General features: G+C 72.9%; 21 protein-coding genes and 1 pseudogene. 11 read left to right on the forward strand and 11 right to left on the reverse strand.

Features of this window, described 5'->3' with window-relative positions; translation table 11 throughout:
- The first annotated feature begins 53 nt into the window (after positions 1-53).
- The 8 genes from S1361_RS03160 (at position 54) to S1361_RS03195 (ending at position 8,018) form a co-directional block, all read left to right on the forward strand.
- Positions 54-731, forward strand: coding sequence for an AIM24 family protein (locus S1361_RS03160; protein WP_208030317.1), 678 nt, complete (start codon positions 54-56; stop codon positions 729-731).
- A gap of 151 nt (positions 732-882) precedes the next feature.
- A complete protein-coding gene (locus S1361_RS03165; protein ID WP_208030318.1) occupies positions 883-1,923 on the forward strand; it encodes a tetratricopeptide repeat protein in 1,041 nt (346 codons plus the stop codon).
- Positions 1,920-2,945 carry a polyprenyl synthetase family protein gene (locus tag S1361_RS03170; protein ID WP_208030319.1) on the forward strand — a complete coding sequence of 342 codons (1,026 nt, stop codon included), beginning with the start codon at positions 1,920-1,922 and terminating at the stop codon, positions 2,943-2,945. Before S1361_RS03165 ends, S1361_RS03170 begins: the two co-directional genes overlap by 4 nt.
- 92 nt (positions 2,946-3,037) lie before the next feature.
- Positions 3,038-3,997, forward strand: a complete 960-nt coding sequence (locus S1361_RS03175; RefSeq protein ID WP_208030320.1) for a threonine/serine dehydratase family protein — start codon at positions 3,038-3,040, stop codon at positions 3,995-3,997.
- A 141-nt stretch (positions 3,998-4,138) separates the two neighbouring features.
- Entirely contained in the window at positions 4,139-5,713 is a 1,575-nt protein-coding gene (locus tag S1361_RS03180) for a serine/threonine protein kinase (protein ID WP_208030321.1), read from the forward strand.
- Positions 5,714-5,763: 50 nt separating this feature from the next.
- Positions 5,764-6,735 carry an LLM class F420-dependent oxidoreductase gene (locus tag S1361_RS03185; RefSeq protein WP_208030322.1) on the forward strand — a complete coding sequence of 324 codons (972 nt, stop codon included), beginning with the start codon at positions 5,764-5,766 and terminating at the stop codon, positions 6,733-6,735.
- A 120-nt stretch (positions 6,736-6,855) separates the two neighbouring features.
- On the forward strand, positions 6,856-7,284 hold the full coding sequence (locus tag S1361_RS03190) for an SsgA family sporulation/cell division regulator (RefSeq protein WP_208030323.1): 429 nt from the start codon (positions 6,856-6,858) through the stop codon (positions 7,282-7,284).
- 125 nt (positions 7,285-7,409) lie between these two features.
- The gene (locus tag S1361_RS03195; RefSeq protein ID WP_208036419.1) at positions 7,410-8,018 is read left to right on the forward strand and encodes a DUF2238 domain-containing protein; all 609 of its coding nucleotides are present in this window, start codon (positions 7,410-7,412) and stop codon (positions 8,016-8,018) included.
- Here S1361_RS03195 and S1361_RS03200 read toward each other — a convergent pair.
- The 4 genes from S1361_RS03200 to S1361_RS03215 form a co-directional block, all read right to left on the reverse strand.
- The gene (locus tag S1361_RS03200; protein WP_208030324.1) at positions 8,015-8,509 is read right to left on the reverse strand and encodes a DUF6328 family protein; all 495 of its coding nucleotides are present in this window, start codon (positions 8,507-8,509) and stop codon (positions 8,015-8,017) included. The two genes, S1361_RS03195 and S1361_RS03200, sit on opposite strands and share 4 nt — an antisense overlap.
- A gap of 53 nt (positions 8,510-8,562) precedes the next feature.
- Positions 8,563-9,546: an aldo/keto reductase gene (locus S1361_RS03205; protein WP_208030325.1), complete on the reverse strand. Its 984-nt coding sequence runs from the start codon at positions 9,544-9,546 to the stop codon at positions 8,563-8,565.
- A 213-nt stretch (positions 9,547-9,759) separates the two neighbouring features.
- Positions 9,760-10,353: a TetR/AcrR family transcriptional regulator gene (locus tag S1361_RS03210; protein WP_208030326.1), complete on the reverse strand. Its 594-nt coding sequence runs from the start codon at positions 10,351-10,353 to the stop codon at positions 9,760-9,762.
- Positions 10,350-11,822 (reverse strand): MFS transporter, encoded by a 1,473-nt coding sequence (locus tag S1361_RS03215; protein ID WP_208030327.1) that lies wholly within the window; start codon positions 11,820-11,822, stop codon positions 10,350-10,352. Before S1361_RS03215 ends, S1361_RS03210 begins: the two co-directional genes overlap by 4 nt.
- A 400-nt stretch (positions 11,823-12,222) precedes the next feature.
- Between S1361_RS03215 and S1361_RS03220 the strand changes: the two genes are divergently transcribed.
- On the forward strand, positions 12,223-13,524 hold the full coding sequence (locus tag S1361_RS03220; RefSeq protein ID WP_243769055.1) for an alpha/beta hydrolase family protein: 1,302 nt from the start codon (positions 12,223-12,225) through the stop codon (positions 13,522-13,524).
- 433 nt (positions 13,525-13,957) lie between these two features.
- On the opposite strand, the gene S1361_RS03225 is transcribed toward S1361_RS03220, so the two are convergent.
- The 6 genes and pseudogenes from S1361_RS03225 to S1361_RS03245 all read right to left on the reverse strand — a co-directional run bounded on the left by S1361_RS03225 (position 13,958) and on the right by S1361_RS03245 (position 18,977).
- A complete protein-coding gene (locus tag S1361_RS03225) occupies positions 13,958-14,617 on the reverse strand; it encodes a hemerythrin domain-containing protein (RefSeq protein WP_243769056.1) in 660 nt (219 codons plus the stop codon).
- A gap of 273 nt (positions 14,618-14,890) precedes the next feature.
- A pseudogene (locus S1361_RS38905) lies at positions 14,891-15,134 on the reverse strand (aldo/keto reductase); the annotation flags it as partial.
- Positions 15,135-15,280: 146 nt separating this feature from the next.
- A complete protein-coding gene (locus tag S1361_RS03230) occupies positions 15,281-16,348 on the reverse strand; it encodes a hypothetical protein (protein WP_208030328.1) in 1,068 nt (355 codons plus the stop codon).
- Between the two features lie 143 nt (positions 16,349-16,491).
- A complete protein-coding gene (locus S1361_RS03235) occupies positions 16,492-16,983 on the reverse strand; it encodes a hypothetical protein (protein WP_208030329.1) in 492 nt (163 codons plus the stop codon).
- Positions 16,984-17,061: 78 nt separating this feature from the next.
- A complete protein-coding gene (locus S1361_RS03240) occupies positions 17,062-17,574 on the reverse strand; it encodes a RipA family octameric membrane protein (protein ID WP_208030330.1) in 513 nt (170 codons plus the stop codon).
- A 206-nt stretch (positions 17,575-17,780) separates the two neighbouring features.
- Positions 17,781-18,977: an FAD-dependent monooxygenase gene (locus tag S1361_RS03245; protein WP_208030331.1), complete on the reverse strand. Its 1,197-nt coding sequence runs from the start codon at positions 18,975-18,977 to the stop codon at positions 17,781-17,783.
- 337 nt (positions 18,978-19,314) lie between these two features.
- On the opposite strand from S1361_RS03245, the gene melC1 reads away from it, so the two are divergent.
- Positions 19,315-19,695, forward strand: coding sequence for an apotyrosinase chaperone MelC1 (gene melC1, locus S1361_RS03250; protein WP_208030332.1), 381 nt, complete (start codon positions 19,315-19,317; stop codon positions 19,693-19,695).
- Positions 19,696-19,730: 35 nt separating this feature from the next.
- Positions 19,731-20,552, forward strand: coding sequence for a tyrosinase MelC2 (gene melC2 / locus S1361_RS03255; protein WP_208030333.1), 822 nt, complete (start codon positions 19,731-19,733; stop codon positions 20,550-20,552).
- Here melC2 and S1361_RS03260 read toward each other — a convergent pair whose 3' ends face one another.
- Positions 20,553-21,275 carry a ribonuclease H family protein gene (locus tag S1361_RS03260; protein WP_208030334.1) on the reverse strand — a complete coding sequence of 241 codons (723 nt, stop codon included), beginning with the start codon at positions 21,273-21,275 and terminating at the stop codon, positions 20,553-20,555.
- Positions 21,276-21,302: the final 27 nt, after the last annotated feature.

Raw genomic sequence — 21,302 nt, forward strand, 5'->3', positions numbered from 1 at the left:
GGTACCGTCCGTGATCTTGGCGGAATGCCTCCGTCCGGGACACCATGCCCCGCATGAAGGGTGATCTCTTTTCCAGTCAGCACGTGGTGCAGCCGGCCGTGGAGCCGGGCATGTCCGTCGAGAACGCCAAGTGCATCAAGTACGCGGTGAACGGCGAGATGTACGCCCGGCAGGGCGCGATGGTCGCCTACCGCGGCAGCCTCAGGTTCGAGCGCAAGGGGCAGGGCGTCGGCGGCATGCTCAAGCGTGCGGTCACCGGTGAGGGACTGCCCCTCATGGTGGTGCGCGGTCAGGGCGAGGCCTGGTTCGCGCACGAGGCGCAGAACTGCTTCATCGTCGAGGTCGAGCCCGGTGACCAGTTCACCGTCAACGGCCGCAACGTCCTGTGTTTCGACGCCTCGCTGGCGTACGAGATCAAGACGGTGAAGGGGTCCGGCATCGCCGGCGGCGGCCTGTTCAACAGCGTGTTCAGCGGGCAGGGCCGGCTCGGCCTGGTCTGCGAGGGCAACCCGCTGGTCATACCGGTGTCCGCGCAGGCGCCGGTGTACGTCGACACCGACGCGGTGGTGGGCTGGACCGCGCACCTGCAGACCTCGCTGCACCGCTCGCAGTCCATCGGCTCGATGCTGCGCGGTGGTTCGGGCGAGGCCGTGCAGCTGATGCTCCAGGGCGAGGGATACGTGGTGGTCCGGCCGAGCGAGCTGACGCCCCAGAAGACCCAGCAGCACTGAGCGTTCCGTGTGATCCACATCGCACGGGCAACCCCCGCCGCCGTACCGGCGTCTTGACCGACGACAGACCGGGCCCCGGCCCCTCGGGCCGGGGCACACTTCCGAGACACTATACACGAAATGTATACACTCCGTGTATAGAAGGGTACGCATGTACGGCAAGGCTTTCGCCCCGGAGTACCAGGGCGCCCTGACCACCCTGTCCGTGAACTCCTCGCTGGTCGACGTGCTGGCCGAGGCCACCGAGCGGCTGCGCGAGGCCGAGCGGGCCGGACGCCCCGGCGAGGCGGCGCGCTGCGGGCTCGCCGTCGCCGAGGCACACCGGCGGCTGGGCCACGTCGACGAGGCCGACCGGGCCTGGAAGGCGAGCTACCGCACCGCCCGCGAGGCCGGCGACACCGCCGCCATGGCCTGGGCGCTGTGGAGCGGGGGCACCCTGGCCCGGCAGCGCGGGGCGTTCCCGCTGGCCTGGCGGCTGCTCGGGCTGGCGGCCGAACTCGGCGAGCGCGGCGGGGACGTGGTCGTGCGCGGCTACTCGCTGGCCGGCCTCGCCGAGACCGGCCGGATCCAGGGCGACTACGCGGCCGTCGGCCGGCTGCACGAGCAGTTGCTGGCCGAGGCCCGCAAGCGGGGCGAGGCCCGGCACACGGTGTGGGCCCTGGAGGGCATCGCCCAGATGCACCGCAACACCGGCGACTACGACCGGGCGTTCGACCTGTTCCAGGAGGCGGCGGAGATAGCCGGCCGGGCCGACGACCGGCGCGGTCACGCCTGGGCCCTGCGCGGGCTCGCGGACGTGCTGTCGGTGCGCGACGGCGCGACCGAGCGGGCGCTGGAGCTGCTGGCCGAGGCGGAGCAGACCTGCCGGGAGATGAACCTCTCCAGCGCGCTCGCCTACAACCACAAGATGCAGGGCAACGTCCTGTACCGGGCCGGCCGTTACACCGAGGCCCGCGAACGCTACGAGCTGGCGCTGACGGAGTTCCGGACGATGAGCGAGCCCCGCGGCGAGGCGCTGTCCCGGCTGGGCCTCGCCAAGTCCCTCGCCCGGCTGGGCCGCGACCGGGCCGAGACCGCCGCCGAACTCGCCGATCTGGCCCGGACGCTGGAGCGCAGCGGGCTGCGGCACGCACGGGAGATGGTGGCCCGGGCCCAGCGGGAGTTCGGGCTCGACGCGGAGGCCGTACGGTGACGGCGCTCGGCTCGCCGGTGCGGGAGTCCGCCCGGCACGTCCTCGCCCGGTGCCGCGAGCTGGTACGGCCGGAGCTGCGGGCGGCGGTGGGACGGCTGCACCCCTGGGTGGCCGAGATGGCCGCGTACTCCTTCGGCTGGTGCGAGGTCGGCGGGGCGCCCGCCGGCGCGCCGGGCGGCAAGGGCGTACGGCAGGCGCTCGCGGTGCTCGGCGCCGAGGCGGCGGGCGCCGACGGCCGGGCCGGTGTCCCGGCTGCGGTCGCCGTGGAGCTGGTGCACGCCTTCTCGCTGCTGCACGACGACATCATGGACGGCGACGCGACCCGGCGCAGCCGCCCCGCCGTCTGGCAGGCGTACGGCACGGGTCCGGCGGTGCTGGCCGGGGACGCCCTGTTCGCGCTGGCGGTGGAGACCCTCGCCGCCTCGCCCGGGGAACCCGGCACGGTACGGCTGCTCTCGGCCGCCCTCGCCGACCTGGTGCGCGGGCAGGCCGACGACCTGCTGTTCGCCACCCGGCCCTGGACCGGCCCGGAGCGGGTGACCGCCCGGGAGTACGAGGCGATGGCCGAGGGCAAGACCGGCGCGCTGCTGGGCTGCGCCGTGGCGTTGGGCGCCACGCTCGGCGGCGCGCCCCGGGACACGGTCACCGCCCTGGACCGGGCCGGCCGGCACCTCGGGGTCGCCTTCCAGCTGGTCGACGACGTGCTCGGCATCTGGGGCGATCCGGCCGTCACCGGCAAGCCCGTCGGCGGCGATCTGCGGGAAGGGAAGAAGACGTTCCCGGTGCTGGCCGCGCTCGGCTCCCCGGCGGCCCGGCACCTGCCCGCACTGCTCGGGTCCGCCGAGCACGCCGAGGAGGCCGCCGCACTGATTGAGGCGACGGGGGGCCGTACGGCGGCCCTGGCCGAGGCCCGTGCCCACACGGCCGCCGCGCGGGAGCTGCTCACCGCCGCGCCCCTGGCCACCGGGGCCGCCGGGGAGCTGACGGGCTTGCTGGACCTGCTGGTGGGCCGCGCGCTGTAGCCGTGATCGGAAACGGCGTTGACCGAGGGCGTCCCGGCAGGCCAAGGTGCGGGCGGCGCGGTTCCCTACCCGGGCCGGAAAGGTGGAACACCGTGATCGACCTCTCGGACATCGAGACCGCCGCACAGCGGATCGCCGGACACGTCGTCCGGACGCCGACGGTCCCGAGCCCCGGCCTGAGCGCACTGCTCGGCGTGCCGGTCACCGCCAAGCTCGAACTGCTCCAGCGCACCGGCTCGTTCAAGGCCCGCGGGGCCAGCGCCAAGCTGCTGTCGCTCGGCGAGGCCGAGCGGGCGGCGGGAGTGGTCGCGGTCAGCGGCGGCAACCACGGGATCGCGCTCGCGGTGATGGCGGCGGCTCTCGATGTCAAGGCGACCGTGGTGATGCCGCGCACCGCGCCCGCCCGCTCCATCGCGCTCGCCGAGGACGCCGGGGCGTCGGTGCGGCTGACGGACGGCATGGACAGCGCCTTCCGGATGGTGACCCGGCTGCGGGACGAGGGTCTGACCCTGGTCCACCCGTTCGACGACTCGGTGGTGATCGCCGGACAGGGCACGGTGGGGCTGGAGCTGGCCGACGACGCCGGGGAGCTGACCGATGTCGTCGTCAGCGTCGGCGGCGGCGGTCTGATCGCCGGTGTCGCGGCGGCCCTGCGCGCCCGGCGGCCCGGGGTGCGCGTGTGGGGCGTGGAGACCGCGGGCGCCGAGGCGATGTCCGGGGCGCTCGCCGCCGGCGGTCCGGTCCCGGTGCCGCTGTCGTCCCTGGTCACCACGTTGAGCGCGCCCTCGGTCTCGCAGCTGACGTACGACCATGTGTCCGCGCTGGTCGAGGAGGTCCTGGTGGTCCCGGACCGGGACGCGGTGCAGGGCTGCCTGGACCTCGCCGAGCACGCCAAGGTGTGGGCCGAGCCGGCCGCGGGCTGTCTGCTGCCGGCGGCCCGGCAGGTCGTGGAGCGGGCCGGCGCCGGCGCCCGGATCGGGCTCGTGGTGTGCGGCGGCAACACCGCGCCCGGCGAACTCACCGGCTGGGCCGGCCGCTTCGGACTGCTGTGAGCCGGGGCGGCCATCCCCCGCACAGGCACCCTCGAACGTTTGAATGAAAGGCAAATAGCGGCATGAGTTGAGGATTCTTTGAACGCACCCCCGCGCGCCCCTCGTACCTCTGGGAAAGACGAGGCAGGGGTTCAGCGAGGGATGACCATGGTCGAGGCGCACGTCTCCGCACACGAGTTGGTCGCCGGCCGGTACCGGCTCCTGGAGGTGTTCGCCCGCGAGACGAACCGCCTGTGGTGGTACGCCGAGGACGTGACCGCGCAACAGCCCCGCCTGCTGGCGCAGACGGCTCTGCCGGAACCCGACACCGAGGACACCGCGCGCCGCGTCACCGCCCGGGTCGTCCGCACGTCGCAGACCATGCGGCTGCTGCGCCCGGGCCAGGTCGCCGCGGTCGTCGACGCCGTGGTGGAGGCGGGCACCCTGTGGACGGTCACCGAGTGGATCGACGGTACGCCGCTCGGCGAACTCCTCGCCGAGGAGGGCGCGTTCCACCCGGTGCGCGCGGCCCGGCTCGGCCTGGAGCTGCTGGACGTGCTGCAGGCCGCGCACGACGAGGGCATCACCCACGGGGAGCTGAGCCCCTGTCAGGTCTTCGTGCGGGACGACGGCCCGGTCGTCGTCACCGGGTTCGGTCTGGCGGGCGCGACCCTGGTCCCGCGGCTCACGGCACCGTCGTACGCCTCCCCGGAGCAGGCGCGTGACGAGCGCATCGGCCCGGCCGCCGACCTGTGGGCGCTGGGCGCGCTGCTGTACACGATGGTCGAGGGCCGGCCGCCGTTCCGCGACCGCGGCCGGCCCGACGCCACGCTGAAGGCGGTGGACCGGTTGCCGCTGCGCACCCCGCTGCGGGCCGGCCCGCTCACCCAGGCCGTGCAGGGGCTGCTGCGCAAGAACGCGCGGGAGCGGCTGACCCGGCCGGTGGTCCGGGAGGCACTGACCCGGGCGCTGAGCGAGGACACCGACGCGGACCACGAGCCGGCCCCCGCGCCCCGGCTGCGCGGCGCCTACCGGGGCGTACGGCCGGCCGGGCGGCTGCGGAGCGCACGGCTGCCGGCGGTCGGCGCGACGCTGGCGGTGATCGCGGTGGCCGTGGCGGTGCTGGCCGCGACCGACGCGCTGCCCGGCACGGACACGGCACCGTCCCGGGCCGGCGCCCCGGCCACCCCCGGCGCCCGGCACACCGACGGCCGGACCCCGACCGCCTCCGCGCCGGCCGCCACCCCGAGCGCCCCGGCCTCCTCCGCCCTGCCGGCCGGCTACCGCCGGTACAGCGCCCCCGAGGGGTTCTCCGTGGCGCTGCCCGAGGGCTGGAAGCGGCTGGCCACCTCCCGGGTGTCCGACCTCGCCTACCGCGTCACCTTCGGCCGGGGCGGCGACTCGCCCACCCTCGCCGTCACCTACAGCGAGCGGGTGGGCCCCGACCCGGTCGCCGTCTGGCGCGACGAGGTCGAGCCCCAACTGGCCCGGCTGCCCGGCTACCGCCGGGTGGGTGCCGTCCGGGCCGCCACCTACCAGGGGCGCAGGGCCGCCGACCTGGAGTGGCTCGCGGGGTCCGGGGACGCGCGGACGCACACCTTCGGGCGGGGCTTCCTGCTCGGCGGGACGCGGGGTTTCTCCCTGCGCTTCACCACCCCGGCCGCGACCTGGGGCGACACGGCCAACCGGCTGGCGCTGAAGACGTTCCTGGCGACGTTCCGGCCGCCGAAGGGCTGAGCTGTGCCGGTGGGCCGTTTTCCGGCCGCCGAGCCGGGGACTCGCTCCTTATGGTGCAATTCGGATACACGATGATGACCGAGCAGACGGGTCCCCGGGATCTGGTGGACCACGTGGTGCGCGCGGAGGAGGCCGGCTTCGACTTCTCGGTGATCTCCGACCACTACTTCCCGTGGCTGCGCTCGCAGGGGCACTCCTCGTACGCGTGGAGCGTGCTGGGCGCCGCCGCTCAGGCCACCTCGCGGATCCCCCTGATGACCTACGTCACCTGCCCCATCCTGCGCTACCACCCGGCGATCGTGGCGCAGAAGGCCGCGACCGTCCAGCTGCTGTCGGAGGGCAGGTTCCGGCTCGGCCTCGGCGCCGGCGAGAACCTCAACGAGCATGTCGTGGGCGGCGGCTGGCCGCCGGTCGACGTCCGCCACGAGATGCTGGAGGAGGCGGTGCGGATCATCCGCGCGCTGTTCGAGGGCGGCCATGTCACCCATCACGGGCAGCACTACGACGTGGAGTCGGCCCGGCTGTGGGACCTGCCCGAGCCGGCGCCGCCGATCGGCATCGCCGTCTCCGGCGAGCAGTCCTGCAAGCTCGCCGGGCACCTCGCCGACCTGGTGATCGCGACCGAGCCGAAGGCGGGCCTGCTGGAGGCCTTCGACCGGCACGGCGGCAGCGGCAAGCCCCGGGTGGGCCAGCTGCCGGTGTGCTACGACCCCGACCGGGACACGGCGGTCAAGCGCGCCCACTCCCAGTTCCGCTGGTTCGGACTGGGCTGGAAGGTGAACGCCGAACTGCCCCACCCGGACTCCTTCGAGGCCGCGACCCAGTTCGTCACCGAGGACGACGTCGCCTCCGCCATCCCGTGCGGTGACGACCCCGACGCCTTCGTGGAGGCCGTACGGCCCTACGCGGAGGCCGGATTCGGGGAGGTCGCCCTGGTGCAGATCGGCGGGGACTCCCAGCCGGAGTTCCTGGACTGGTCGGCGAAGACCCTGCTGCCCGCGCTGCGGGAGGCTTTCGCCTGACGGCCCGCGGTCCGGCACTGTGGCGTGCGCCGCACAGGGGAATCAGTCACTTGGGTGAGCATCCCGGGCGCTTCGGGGGTACTAGAGGGCCCTACGCCGATTGTTGCCGGAGGCCCCCGCGTGAACCCGTTCGTGCACAAGACCCTGGTGGTGCAGCTTCTCGCACAGGGCACCGGCCGGTGTCCGGTGCTGGCCCACCTCAGCTACGACGCCGACGACCCGTTCGCCGTCACCGCCGTCTTCGCCCATGACGGCCGGGTGCTGGCCTGCTGGCGGCTGGACCGGCAGATGCTGAGCGAGGGGCTGACCCGCCCGGTCGGGGTCGGCGACGTGCGGATGCGGCCGGAGGCCACCGGACTCTGGCACGAGCTGCGTCTGGAGTTCCTCGGGGACACCCGGCCGGACGGCGGCCGGCACCACGCGGTGGTGTTCGCCTGGGCGCCCGCGGTCGCCGCGTTCCTGCGCGAGACGCACAAGGTCGTCCCGGTGGGGCGGGAACGCTTCCCGGCGGACGAGCTGCTGGCGGAGATCCTCTCCACGGCTGAGTAGCCGTACTCATGCCCGCGGTGCGCGCGGGCCGCACGATGGGGCTCCTACGACACCCGAGGCCGTCCTCAGGCAAGGAGCCCGCCGTGACCGCAGTGCACCCCGCCCCGCTCCGCGCGCCGCGCCGCGTGCCACCCGCCCTCTTCGCCTGCGTCGTGGCCGCGGGGCTGGCCGTGTCGGCGTGGGGCGCACGCGACCGCGCCACCTGGTTCCTGGAGACGGTGTGGGCGCTGGTGGGCCTGCCGCTGGCGGTCCTGACCTGGCGGCGTTTCCCGCTGACGGGGCTGCTGTGCGGACTGCTGACCGTGCACGCGCTGGTCCTCGCGCTCGGCGGCCACTACACCTATGCCGAGGTGCCGGTGGGCGACTGGGTGCGCGACACCCTCGGCCTGGACCGCAATCCGTACGACCGCTTCGGCCATTTGGTGCAGGGCTTCGTCCCGGCCGTGCTGGTGCGCGAACTGCTCAGCCGTACCTCGCCGTTGCGCGGCAGCCGCTGGCTGGCGCCGCTCACCGTGTGCGCCTGCCTGGCCTTCAGCGCCTGCTTCGAGCTGCTGGAGTGGCTGGCGGCCGAGATCGGCGGGCACGGCGCGGACGCGTTCCTCGCCACCCAGGGCGATGTGTGGGACACCCAGTGGGACATGTGCTGCGCGCTGATCGGGGCGGTGCTGTCCGTGCTGCTGCTCGGCAGGGTGCACGACCGGCAGCTGGCGGCCCTGCCGGACCGGCGGTCCTAGTCGTCCGTCCGGGACGTGTGCCGGCGGCGGGCCCACAGCGGCAGGCCGTACCAGCACAGCAGGTACCAGAGGACGACGGCCGTCACCAGGTACGGCACATAGCTGTCGTGGGTCGCCACCCGGAGGATCAGCAACAGGGACGACGTCATCGTGGCGAGCAGCAGGACCAGGCCGACGAAGGTCATCCGGGACGCCAGCCGTACCGCCTGCGGCTTGACCCGGCGCCCGGAGACCAGGCGGTGCAGGGACACCGGCCCGATGAGGGCGCCGGTCGCGCACGCGCCCAGCACGACGGTCACGATGTAGATGGCCTGGTCGGTGTCGGTGAGCCGCGCGTACTTCGGCTGGAAGACCACGGTCAGCAGGAACCCGAAGAGGATCTGCACCCCCGTCTGGGCCACCCGGACCTCCTGGATGAGCTCGCCCCACATCCGGTCGGCCCGCTCCTCCTCGGTCTCGTTCCGGCCTCTGCGCCGTCCTGCCTCCGTCATGCGGTTGCGTGTAACCGCCCGGCCGTCCCTTCAAACGGTCCGCGTGCCCGCGGCTACCAGCGGTGCTCGACCTGGTCCTTGATCCGGCGGTCGTACAGCTCGCGGATCGCGGTGGACGTCTCGCGCGGCAGCGGCGGCAGCTTGGCCGCGGCGGCGTTGGCGCGGGCCTGCTCCGGGCTGCGGGCGCCGGGGATCACGGTGGTCACACCGTCCTGCTCGATGATCCAGCGCAGTGCCAGCTGGGCCGGGGTGTACCCCTCCGGGGTGAGCGCGGCGAACTCGGCGGCGGCCTCGACGCCGGTCTCGTAGTCGACGCCGGAGAAGGTCTCCCCCTGGTCGAAGGCCTCGCCGTGGCGGTTGAAGGTGCGGTGGTCGTCGGCCGCGAACACCGTGTCCTTCGTGTACTTGCCCGACAGCAGCCCGGAGGCGAGGGGTACGCGCGCGATGATGCCGACGCCGGCCGCGCGGGCGGCGGGCAGCACCTCGTACAGGGGCTTCATGCGGAACGGGTTGAGAATGATCTGCACGCTCGCCACGTTCGGCCGGGCGATCGCGGTGAGCGCCTCGGCACAGGTCTCCACGCTCACCCCGTACGCCGCGACACGCTCCTCCTCGACCAGGGTGTCCAGGGCGTCGAACACCGCGTCGGAGGAGTAGACGGGGGTGGGCGGGCAGTGCAGCTGCACCAGATCGATGCGGTCGACGCCGAGGTTGCGCCGCGAGCGGTCGTTCCAGGCGCGGAAGTTGTCGAGCACGTAGTTCTCGGGGACCTGCTCGACCCGGCGGCCCATCTTGGTGGCCACGAGCACGTGCAGATCGGGGCGGCCGCGCAGGAACGAGGCGATGGTGCCCTCGCTGCGTCCGTCGCCGTACACGTCCGCCGTGTCGAAGAACGTGACCCCGGCCTCGGCCGCCGCCTCCAGGACGGACAGGGCCTCCTTGTCGTCCACGGCGCCCCAGTCGGCGCCCAGCTGCCATGTGCCGAGGCCGACCACCGATGCCCACTGGCCCGACCTGCCGATCACGCGTTCGTCCATGGCGTCAGTCTGTCATCCGGTACCGCTCCGCCGCGCCCCGCGGAATGCACGGCTCCACCGATGAGCCCGACCCGGACGGGTGAGACGCGGGGACGGACGGTGGGTGGAGGGACGACAGACGCGGTGCGGGCGGTGGACACGGTCCGGGCGGCCCCGGGCGTGACCGCCTCCCGGGTCACCGGGCCCGGCTTCCTGACCGGCTGCTGCGGTGACTCACCGCCCGGGCGTGAGCTGGGTCTGGACGGCGGGCCCGTAGCGGTCGGCGAGGGCGTCGGCGTCGGTGCCGCGCAGGTGCGGGCCACGGGCGATGCCGTACATCACGCCGAGCCCGACCAGGGCGGCGACCGCGAGTTCGGCGCGCAGGCCCGCGTCGGGCCCGGTGAGCCGGGCGGCGAGGCGTTCGGTCACCTGGGTGCGGAAGTTGGCGCGGAGCACCTCGCCGTGGTCGCCGTGGAGCGGGGCGAAGGCGATGCGCAGCAGCGGGTCGGCGCCCCGCTCGCGCTGGCTGGACACCACGTGCCGGACCATGTGCCGGCCGAGGTCGTCCAGCGGGGCGTCCAGCAGGTCGTCGGCGTCGGTGTCGAAGGACATCACGCGGGCGAACAGGGCGTCCTTGTTGCCGAAGTACTTCAGGATCAGCGGCGGACTGACCCCGGCCCGCTCGGCGACGGCCTTCAGGGTGATGTCGGCGTGCGCGTGCCGGGCCAGGAGGTGGCGGGCGGCCTTCAGGATGGCGGCCTTGGTGGCCTCGGCGTCCCGGCGTACCGGGGCGGGCGCCGGGCCGGGTGGCGTGGTCATGGTCCTCATGCTCCCTCCATCGCCTCGTCGCGGGCGCCCCGGGTGGCACCGCGGGCCCGCCGGGTGCCGCCGGCGGGGCCGTCGCCGGGGATGGACAGGGCCGCCGCGCAGGCCGCGAGGGCGACGGCGCCCGCCAGGGCGAAGGCGAGCAGGTAGCCGTGCAGGGTGGGCACGGGGGCACCCCCCAGGGGGCTGCTGTGGTGGACGAGGACGGCGGCGACGGCCGCGCTGGAGACGGCCTGGCCGATGGTGCGCATCAGCACGTTGACGCCGTTGGCGGAGGCGGTCTGGGCGGCCGGGACCGCGCGCAGGATCAGGGTCGGCAGCGCGGAGTAGGCGAGCGTGGTGCCGGTCGCCACCACGGACGCCCCGAGGATGATCATCCACAGGTCTCGGCTGTCGGCGATGCGCAGCGCGTACCCGCAGGCGATGACGGCGGCGCCCAGCGCGAGCGTGATCCGCGGTCCGCGAGCGGCCGAGATGCGGGCCGACAGCGGGGAGAACAGCAGCATGGTGACGCCGCCGGGCAGCAGGCAGAGACCGGTGGCGACGATGGACAGGCCGAGGCCGTACCCGGTGGCCTTCGGCGCCTGCACCAGCTGGGCGGTGACCAGCGAGTTGGCGTAGAAGGCGAACCCGGTCAGCAGGGCCGCCACATGGGACAGGCCCACCCGCGGCCGGGTGACCAGTCTCAGGTCGACCAGCGGCCGTGCGGCGCGCAGTTGCTGCCGGCACCACAGGGCGAGGACGACGGCGGACGCGAGGAACAGGGCGAGGACCCGGGCGCTGCCCCAGCCCCAGGTGCCGCCCTGGGAGACGCCCAGCAGCAGGCAGACCAGCCCGGCGGCGAGGCCGAGCGCGCCGGCGACGTCGAAGCGGCCGGGCTCGCGCAGTGGCGACTCCCGCACCGCCCACCAGGTCGCCGCGACGCCCAGCGCACCGAGGGCGCTGGTCAGCCAGAACATGGTGTGCCAGTCGGCGTACTGCACGACCAGCGCGGCGAGCGGCAGGCCGAGCGCGGCGCCGATGCCGACGGTGGAACTCATCAGCGCCACCGCCGAGCCGCGGCGCTCGGGCGGGAGTTCGTCGCGCAGGATGCTGATGGAGAGCGGGACCACGGAGGCGGCGGCGCCTTGAAGCGCGCGGGCGGCGATGAGCACGCCGATGTCGGAGGAGAGCGCGCACATCACGGAGCCTGCGGTCATCAGGGCGAGCGCTGCGGTGAGCACCCGGCGCTTGCCGTACATGTCGCCGGCCCGGCCGAGCACGGGGGTGAGGACGGCGCCGGAGAGCAGGGTCGCGGTGACCGTCCAGGAGACGGTGGCGGCCGACGCGCCGGTGAGCCGGGGCAGGTCCGGCAGGAGCGGGACGACCACGGTCTGCATGACCGCCATGAGGATGCCGCCCGACGCCAGTACCGGGACGGTGAGCCGGTCACGCAGCCGGGGCCGCGGGGGTATGGGGGCTGACTGCTCCATCGACGCTCCTGCGGGCGGCACGGTGACGAGGTGAATTCCCATTCACCTTATCGAGTGAATGGGTATTCACCAACATTTCTTCACCCGGACGGGTGGGGTCGAACGCGAGGGGTACGGCCCTCCTCGGGCGGGGGGCGGGCCAGCACGGGGCCCGTCGTTCGGATGAGGCCGGGCGGATGCAGACGAACAGCACGGCCCCCTTCCGGTGCAGAGGAAGCCGGGACCGCCCACTTCGCGCCTCCTAGATCGGTCGGCCGCCGGACACCATCCGGCTGGCCCCATGGATCCGGGCCGGGGGTGCGACCAGGATCGCGTCATGCGATTCGCAAGCGCTTCCGGTTCATCCGGCTTCTCAGGCTCCTCCGGCCCCTCCGGCTCTTCTGGTTCTTCGCCCGCATCCGTGACGCGGCGGCAACTGCTGGGCCGCGCGGGCGCCTTGGCCGCCCTCGGCGCCACCTCGGCCCTGGGGCCGGCTGCTCGCGCGTCCGCCGCGGTGACGGCCCCCGCCTGGCCCGTACGGCTGGAACTCCCCCGCCCCACCGGACCGTACCCGCTCGGTATCACCGAACTGCACCTGGTGGACCGGACACGTCGTGGCCCCTGGTGGGCGGGCGACGCGGCCGGGGAGTTCCGGGAGCTCATGGTGAGCGTCTGGTACCCGGCCGACCGCGCCACGGCGAAGGACGGCCCCGGGGCGTCCTATATGCGTGCGGGCGTGGCCGCGGTCTTCGGGGCGGGCGCGGCAAAGATCCTCGGGGTCGGCGAGGGGGCCATCGACTGGGCCGGATTCGGTACCCACGCCCGCGTAGGAGTGGCCGCGGTGTCCAGGCCCGGGCGGGTGCCCGTGGTGCTGTACTCGCCGGGCATGTACAACGAGCGCACGCTCGACACCACCGCCGCGGAGGAGTTGGCGAGCCACGGCTATGTGGTGATCACCGTCGATCCCGTCCACGAGGCACACGCGGTCGAGTTCCCGGACGGCCGCGTCATCGAGCCCGCGCCCGCGCTCGGCGCCATCGAGGCGGACGCCGACCGGTCCAGGGCAGCGCTGGAGGTCCGGGTTGCCGACATCCCGTTCGTCCTCGACCAGCTCGCCGTGCTCGCACACGGTGGTAACCCCGACGCCGGGAAGCGGCCACTGCCGCGCGGTCTCGGGGAGGCCCTGGACCTCGCGCGCATCGGCATGTTCGGGCATTCGCTCGGCGGGATGACGACCGCCGAGGCGATGGGCGTGGACCGCCGTATTCGCGCCGGGGTCAACCTCGACGGGCCGCTCGGCTACGACTGGGCCGACCCCGAACTACTGCTGCCGGTCGCCCGCACCGGGCTGGACCGGCCGTTCCTGCAGATGGGGGCGTGGCTCGGGGTACCGTCCGGCAGGCTGCCGCACACTCATGAGCACTCCCCGTCCTGGCGGGCGATGTGGCGGAACTCCACCGGCTGGAAGCGCGACCTGTGGACGGAGGCGGCCGAACACAACTCGTTCACCGACTACCAGACGGTCCTGCCGGGCCTCGCCGAGCGGCTCACGCTGCCGAAAGGGCTGCTGTCCCGGATGGTCGGTACGGTCGACCCGGCGCGGTTCACCATGAGCCGACGGGCCTACCTCACCGCCTTCTTCGATCAGCACCTGCGCGGCCGCCACCAGCCGCTGCTGGACGGCCCCTCGCCCCTCCACCCATACGTGCGGTTCATCGACTGAGGCGACGGGAGAGTGGGAGCAGGCTCCTACTGGGCCTGACGGACAAATCGCCATCGATCTCGATACGGCTTTCCCTGCCCATCCCCCGGTAGCCGGACGCGGTCTCCGACGAGGCGACGGCGCAGAGGCCGCCCGACAGCACCAGTGACCATCCCGTGTCGGCGGTGTCCATGAGGGCGACGCCGAGAGTGGCGCCGATCCGGCGGATGGCGTTGAGCTGGCCGCCGACGGAGCCGGCCGTGCCGGGCGGGGCGGCGCCGATGACGGCCGCGGTGAGGGCCGTAAAGAAGCTACTCGTCGGCGGTCGGCTCGCCGCATGGTGTGAAGGTCCTCGACTTCGCCGAATCCTCTACGCAGCCGCCCGCCCCTTGAACAGCACGAGCACGCGGGACACGGTCGGCGGGCGCGCCGCAGAAAGCCCTTGCGGCTGAGATCAGGAACGACGACGCCGAACGGCGTCCAGTGCCCGGTCGACAGGGCCGAGAACCGGTGCGGCCAGCTTGTTCGTGGCCTCGTTGTTGACCCAACGGTGCGGCCGGGTCGGCGCGTACGCCTGGGTCAGTTTGACCTCGGCGCCCAGCATCCGCAGCCGCGGCACGCTGACGGCGCGCCGAAGCGCCGTGAACTCCTCGCGCTCCTCCCTGGCGGCGTGCTGAGTGATCACTCGCCGGGCCTCGTTCAGCCGACGCAGATAGCCGGGGCCGTCCGGGCCGGTGCGCCACAGTGAGATCAGCAGGTCCTTGGCCGCCTTCTCTTCGTGACGCCGCCGGGCCGCCACCTCACGACCGTGCTGCAGCGCGCGCCGCGCGACGGGATGGACATGCGCTTCCTCGGCAGCCTCGTGCACGGCGAGCAGCCGCATCAGCCGGTGGAAGTTGCGGGAGCGCCACGGCCCGGGAAGCGCGGCCTTCAGGAATCCGAGCCTGATCTGCCGGTGCTGGCGGACGAGCAGGTCGACGGCGTTCTCAGCGCCCAGGGAGCGTGTGATCCTCAGTGACCAGGTGGGTGCGGCTTTCGCGGTCTTGGCCGCGGCCTTCCCGACGCGCAGCGGCATCTGCGGCACCTGCGCGGCGGACTTCGTCAGTGTGACCATGATCCCTCCTCGCTTCGGTCCCGGCGATCCCGGGTACCCACCGGTGCCACGCTCACGCGCCCGGCACCCTCGCGGACGCGGCACCGATCACCCGTGTCGAAACCCTTCAGCCATTGCGGCGCTGGTCCCCTCCCCTGCGCTGCGCGGCCCGGCACCGGCTCGGACAGGCCCTGCCCGACCCACCGTGGCGGCGAACTCCAGGAGGACGGCTCGTGCGGCGCCCAGGATCGGGGCCGATCGCGTCGACACCCAGCCGCTTGGCGGAGGATTCGGCCCGTCGCCGGGCCGGCCGCGACCGCCCTTGGTGGCGATCAGGACACCGGAGGTGTCGCCGCCGTACCGGCCAGCGCCCGGGCGATCAGCAGCTCGTTGTGGCCTGCCTCGCCGGCGTGCCGGTGACAGCTGTCGGCGGGTCGATGAGCGTGACGCCGGCGTCGAGGGCGGCGTGGACGGTGGCGATGGCGCGCCTCTCGTCCGGGCGGTGCTCGATGGACAGTGGCGTGGCGCCCAGACCGATGGCGCTGACGGTCGTGTCTCCGACGGTGCGGTACTGGGTGGCGGCTGATGTTCCTTATTGGGCCGGGGCCTTCGCCCAAGCCCTCCGCGAGCAGGCGCTGCAGCGTGAGCACCATGGCCTTGACGGTGCCCGTCGACCACTCGGGTTCAGTCCGCGGTCGTACGGCGTTTCGTCGTCCGATGCCTCTCGGGGGGCAGTTCTTCCGCATCCGACCGGTAGGCCGCGAGCAGCAGCGGCCGATACGTGGATTCGCTGACCTTGCTCTTCCTGCGCAGAATCAGGGACTTGCTGTCGACCCCCGTACTGAAGCTGAACATCACGGGTCCGTCGTCCCGGTGCTGGAGGACACCGCCCTGATTCCTGAAGAAATGTACGCCCAGCGTCTTGTCCGGCAGCAGTTTCCGCGCGTAGTAGTCGACACGTTCGCTGTTGACGACGGGATCGGCGCCCTCGGCCAGGTGGACGAGGCACAGCGGGTCCTCCACCACCGCAAGGAGCTTGCACAGCTCTCTTCTCGCCTGCGCGTGCCCGCTTCCCTTCACGTCATACGGGGGCAGGACCACGGTGAGCCGCTCCAGGCGCTGGAGTTCCATGATCTTGCGGACCTCCCACCACGTGGACGTGCGGATCTCCTGGTGCGGCGGCAGGATCAGGACGATCGAGTGTGCGGCCTCGATGAGCCGGCCGACCGGTTCCTTCCACGCGGTGTGCTCGGCCCGCATGTAGACGAGACCGCCGGGGGCCAGGGCGAGGCCGGGGTCGACCACCGCGTAGGCCTCCGAGGCGTACGCGTCGGACCAGGCCCGGGAGATCACCTGCTCCATGGTGGAGGTGACCTTCATCCCGCCCAGGGCCAGCGACCGCCGTCCCCTGCCGCTGCGCACGATGATGTGCCCGGCGGACCCGAACGGGCGCAGGATCAGGCAGAACCGCGTGCCGGAGGCGACCAGGTCCGGTACGACGTCACCGATCTCCTTGATGCGGATGCGCAGGGTGAAGCGCACCAGCCACACCATCCTGAGCACACCGACCGTGAAGAGCGTCAATACCAGTAACGGCAGTACGACGGGGCCGCCGTCGGCGACCAGCACCCCGATGAACAGCAGCAGCGCGAGGTTGAAGAGCCCGTAGCAGCCGATGTTGCGCCACAGCCGCAGGACGACGGCTCGCGTTCCGGTTTCCCCGTGGAAAGTGCGCTGCCTCGTTCCGGACATGGGGCCATCCCCTCCCCCGACGGGACGCAACGACTGCACCGGTTCCGCCCGGTGAGGTCCCGTACGAGACTACCCACCACGTTCTCCCCCGCGCCACGGAACGCTGCGAAGCGCCGTCGCAGTACTGGATCCGGACCCCGCGGTCAGCCGGTCCGACGGGCTTCTTCCGGCCACACCACGTCCACGGGCATTCCCTGTGCCCGTGCCTGGAGGACCACGTCCGCCGTGCCTCCGCCCTGGCCGCTGGGCGGCTCCCCGTTCCAGACGGCCACGAGACGATCGGCGTGTTCCAGGAGGGCGGCGTTCGCGGCGTCGTAGGCAGCACGGTCCGCCGTCTCGTGCGGCATGACCACGACCTCGTCGGCGGCTTCGACGAGGTGGTCGAACAGGGGCGCGTGGCGTGGGCCGACCACGGTGCGGCGGTAGTCCCGGGAGGGGATGATCGCGACCAGCCGTCCGCCGTTGGCCAGGACGGACTGGGCGAACACCGAGTCGGACCCCTCGGCGATGCACGAGACGCCGACGAGTGCGCCGTCGCGGGCGTACCGCCGGAGCAGCCCGTCCAGGGCGGCGCGGATCGCGGGGACGCTGTCCGCGGCCAGATCCATGTGCCCGGTCACCGCGATGGTTGTCATGGACCGTCCCCTTCACCTCGACAGAGGGATCCTATCGACCGCGGGCCCTGGAACCGTCCTTGCCGCTGGGCGGTGGGCTCACCTCGTCACCACGGCTCCGAAGGCCACGAGATACGACAGCGCGAAGACGACCGGCACCCACTGCTCCACGTGCGTCAGCGGCATGTACGTGCGCCAGTCGCGGCCCTCGCCGAGCGCACCCCACTCCGCCCGCGAGTACGCGTAGGCCGGGAGTTTCGCCTCGAAGGCACCGATCACCGCGTACTTGGCCGCGTTGAGCTGCCGGTAGGAGCGCACCATCACGTACCAGGCCAGGCACTGGGCGAGCACGATCAGCAGCCCTGCCACCAGGACCCACGCGGAGGAGCGCGGCCAGCCCGCGCCGGACCCGGCGGCGAGGGCGCCGACGACCGCGGTGTTGAGTGTGAGGAAGAAGGTGTTGGTGAGATTGCGCCGGGAACTGACCCGGTCGGCCATCTCGACGCACAGCTTGTACTGCTCCAGTATCGTCGCCTGGTACTTGGCGGTGCCGTCGCAGAAGTCCGACGGGCTCACGCCCTCGTTCCAGAGCCTGTCGTCGATGCCGGCCATGCCCTCATGATGGCCGAACACCCGTTGCGGCCGGATCAATTCCGCCGAACGGGTTCCGCCGGACTCCGCAACCCCGTCGAAGGGCTTCCGGCCGCCGCGGCCAGGGCTGCACCGGTCACCACCCTGACTGCTCCGCAACCGCCCGGCTTGTGCTCGTCGACGTGCCCCGCTGCGGCGTTCAGGCGAGCTCACCCCAGGTACGAGCACTACTGGTCCGGGCGGGCCGAGGAGCGGGCGTGCAGGGCGCGGGCGGCGCGGGGGCCGAGCCAGCGCTTGAGCCTGCGCAGCGGCTCCAGTTGTCCGGCCGCCTTGTCGAGGCCGTAGTACAGCTGCGGCGGGACGTAGGGCAGCAGCGGCGAGTGGCGCTGGCCGAGCAGGGCGAACATCCGGTGCGGGGGCAGGTGGATGTAGCGGGGCAGGTTCTCGTACCACTGGGCGCTGTAGCGGGCCGCGCTCTGCACGGACAGCAGTTCGGTCCGGCGCCGGCGCTCGTAGGCGGCGAGGGCCTCGGGCACGGCGTGTGCGCGCAGGGCGCCGGCCAGGCACATGGCGTCCTCCAGGGCGAGGGTGGTGCCGGCGCCGATGGAGTAGTGGGTGGTGTGGGCCGCGTCGCCGAGCAGGACCACGTTGCCGTGGTGCCAGGTCCGGTTGGTGAGGGTGCGGAAGGTCTGCCAGGAGGCGCCGGAGCGGGCGATCAGGGGGTGGCCGTCGAGGACGCCGGCGAAGAGCTTTCCCAGCAGGGCGAGTCCCTCGCCCTCGTCGGCCCGGTCCAGGCCGAGGCCGGTGTAGGTCTGCGGGGAGCACTCGACGACGCAGGTGCTGTGGTCGCCGCTGTAGCCGTAGCCGTAGGCCCAGATCCAGCCGTGCTCGGTCTCGGTGAAGGCGAAGGTGAAGGCGTCGAAGACCTGGGTGGTGCCGAGCCAGATGTAGTGGTTGCGGCCGGCCGTGACGCGGGTGCCGAAGTGGCCGGCCGCGCGGGTGCGCAGGGCGCTGTGCACGCCGTCGGCCGCGACGACGAGGTCCGCGCCGGCGGGCGGTTCCGTCGGCTCGCTCTCGAACTCCAGGCGGACGCCGAGGGCGCGGGCCCGGTCGGCGAGCAGGCCGAGCAGCCGGTGCCGGCCGATCCCGAAGCCCTCGTCGCCCCGGTGCCGGGTGGTCAGGTCGCCCACGCGGGCGACGCCGTCGGTCCACCGGACGGAGTGTTCCTCGACCGCGCGCGCCGATTCCGGGTCGTGCTCCTGGAGCTTGTCGAGAAGTCCGCGCCAGTACGTCACTCCCCAGCCGTACGTGGAACCCTCGGGGTTGCGTTCGTGGACGGTGATGTCATGGGACGGGTCCTGACGCTTGAGCAGGATGGCGAGGTACAGGCCCGCGGGCCCGCCTCCGACGCAGACGACCTTCACACGACACCCCTGACAGTCACCGGACGTGGTCGGACGGCACCGGAGGGTAGCAGGGACCGCGGCCCTCCCGATCGCGTCAGTTTGGCGTGGTGAGCCGCGCCACTCGGACGGGCGTCAGCCGGAAAGGATCATCGGAAACCCGGGCGCCCCGGCAAGGAATTTCCCGTTCCGGAGTCGATCGGCCCACCGCGGCAGCAAGATCATCTTAGTTCAACTCTGTAGGACATGTGGTTAATTGTCCGGATCATAGCCAACCGGTTCCGGATGATTTCTTCCGCTCCGGAACGTCCGGATAGGCATGCATGGTCACCACCGCACCACTTTCAGGAGGACCCGCATGCCCGACATCACCCGGCGCCGCGCGCTCACCGCGGCAGCCGCCGTAGCCGCGACGGCCTCGGCCGCCGCCCTCGTCGCGCCCGCCGCGTCGGCCGCCGGCCACCACCACACGCCCACCACCCCCGACTCCTTCGACGAGGTCTACAAGGGCCGCCGAATACAGGGCCGTCCGGCGAGCGGCGGCGGGCACCACCACGAACACGGCGGCGGCTACGCGGTGTTCGTCGACGGCGTGCAGCTGCACCTGATGCAGAACGCCGACGGCACCTGGATCAGCGTCGTCAGCCACTACGACCCGGTGCCCACCCCGCGCGCCGCCGCCCGTGCCGCGGTGGACGAGCTGCAGGGCGCACCGCTGCTGCCGTTCCCCGCCAACTGACCGCCCCCACAAGGACTTCCGGAGCACCGCGCACCATGACCGTACGCAAGAACCAGGCCACCCTCACCGCCGACGAGAAGAAGCGGTTCGTCGCCGCCGTCCTCGAACTCAAGCGCAGCGGGCGCTACGACGACTTCGTCCGCACGCACAACGAGTTCATCATGTCGGACACCGACACCGGCGAGCGGACCGGCCACCGCTCCCCGTCCTTCCTGCCCTGGCACCGCCGGTTCCTGCTCGACTTCGAGCAGGCGCTGCAGTCCGTGGACTCCTCGGTGGCGCTGCCCTACTGGGACTGGAGCACCGACCGCACGGTGCGCGCCTCGCTGTGGGCACCGGACTTCCTCGGCGGCACCGGTCGCAGCACCGACGGCCGGGTGATGGACGGCCCGTTCGCCGCGTCCACGGGCAACTGGCCGATCAACGTGCGGGTCGACGGCCGTACGTTCCTGCGCCGTTCGCTCGGCACGAGCGTGCGGGAGCTGCCCACGCGCGCCGAGGTGGAGTCGGTGCTGTCGATGGCGACGTACGACATGGCGCCGTACAACAGCTCCTCGGACGGCTTCCGCAACCACCTGGAGGGCTGGCGCGGGGTCAACCTGCACAACAGAGTGCACGTGTGGGTCGGCGGGCAGATGGCCACCGGTGTCTCCCCGAACGACCCGGTGTTCTGGCTGCACCACGCCTACATCGACAAGCTGTGGGCGGAGTGGCAGCGCCGGCACCCGGACTCCGCCTATGTGCCGGCGGGCAACACGCCGAACGTGGTGGACCTGAACGACACCATGAAGCCGTGGAACACCGTGCGGCCGGCGGACCTGCTGGACCACACCAAGCACTACACGTTCGACGTCTGATCAGGCCTCGGCGGTACGGCACTCCGGGTGGCCCCAGCCCTGCGCGTTCTTGGCGATCTTCTCGCCGGCCGCGTAGGACCGGCCGCACAGGCAGCGGCCGGGGAACTTCGCCTTGATGGTGCGGGCGGACGCGGCCCCGCCGGTGCGGGAGGACGCGGTCCCGCCGGTGCGGCGGGGCGCCCTCGCGCGCGGGGCCCCGGCCGCCTTCGGGGTGTCGGGCGACGGCGGGGGCTCCGGCGAGCCGAGCGCGCTGCCGGCCGCCTCCTGGACGGAGGCCGCCTGGCTGGCGGCGCGGTCGGCGAAGTCGTTCAGCGGGTCGCCGTCGACCTGGTGGGCGGCCACGTAGCGGAACTCGACGGACCGGCCGCCGAGGAGCTCGTCGATGCGGACCACCAGGTCCTGGTTGGCGACGGGCTTGCCGGCGGCGGTCTTCCAGCCGTTGCGCTTCCAGCCGGGCAGCCAGGTGGTGACGGCCTTCATCGCGTACTGGGAGTCCATCCGGATCTCCAGCGGCACGTCCGGATCCACGGCCGCGAGCAACTGCTCCAGGGCCGTCAGCTCGGCGACGTTGTTGGTGGCCCGGCCGAGCGGGCCCGCCGCCCAGCGCGCGGGGGTCCGCTCGTCGCCGTCCGAGACCACCCACGCCCATCCGGCCGGTCCGGGGTTTCCCTTCGAAGCCCCGTCGCACGCGGCCACCACACGTTCACGCATGTCCTCGATCATGCCATGGCCGCAGGCAGAGCCGTTCCA

The organism is Streptomyces cyanogenus, assembly GCF_017526105.1.
Lineage (GTDB): Bacteria > Actinomycetota > Actinomycetes > Streptomycetales > Streptomycetaceae > Streptomyces > Streptomyces cyanogenus.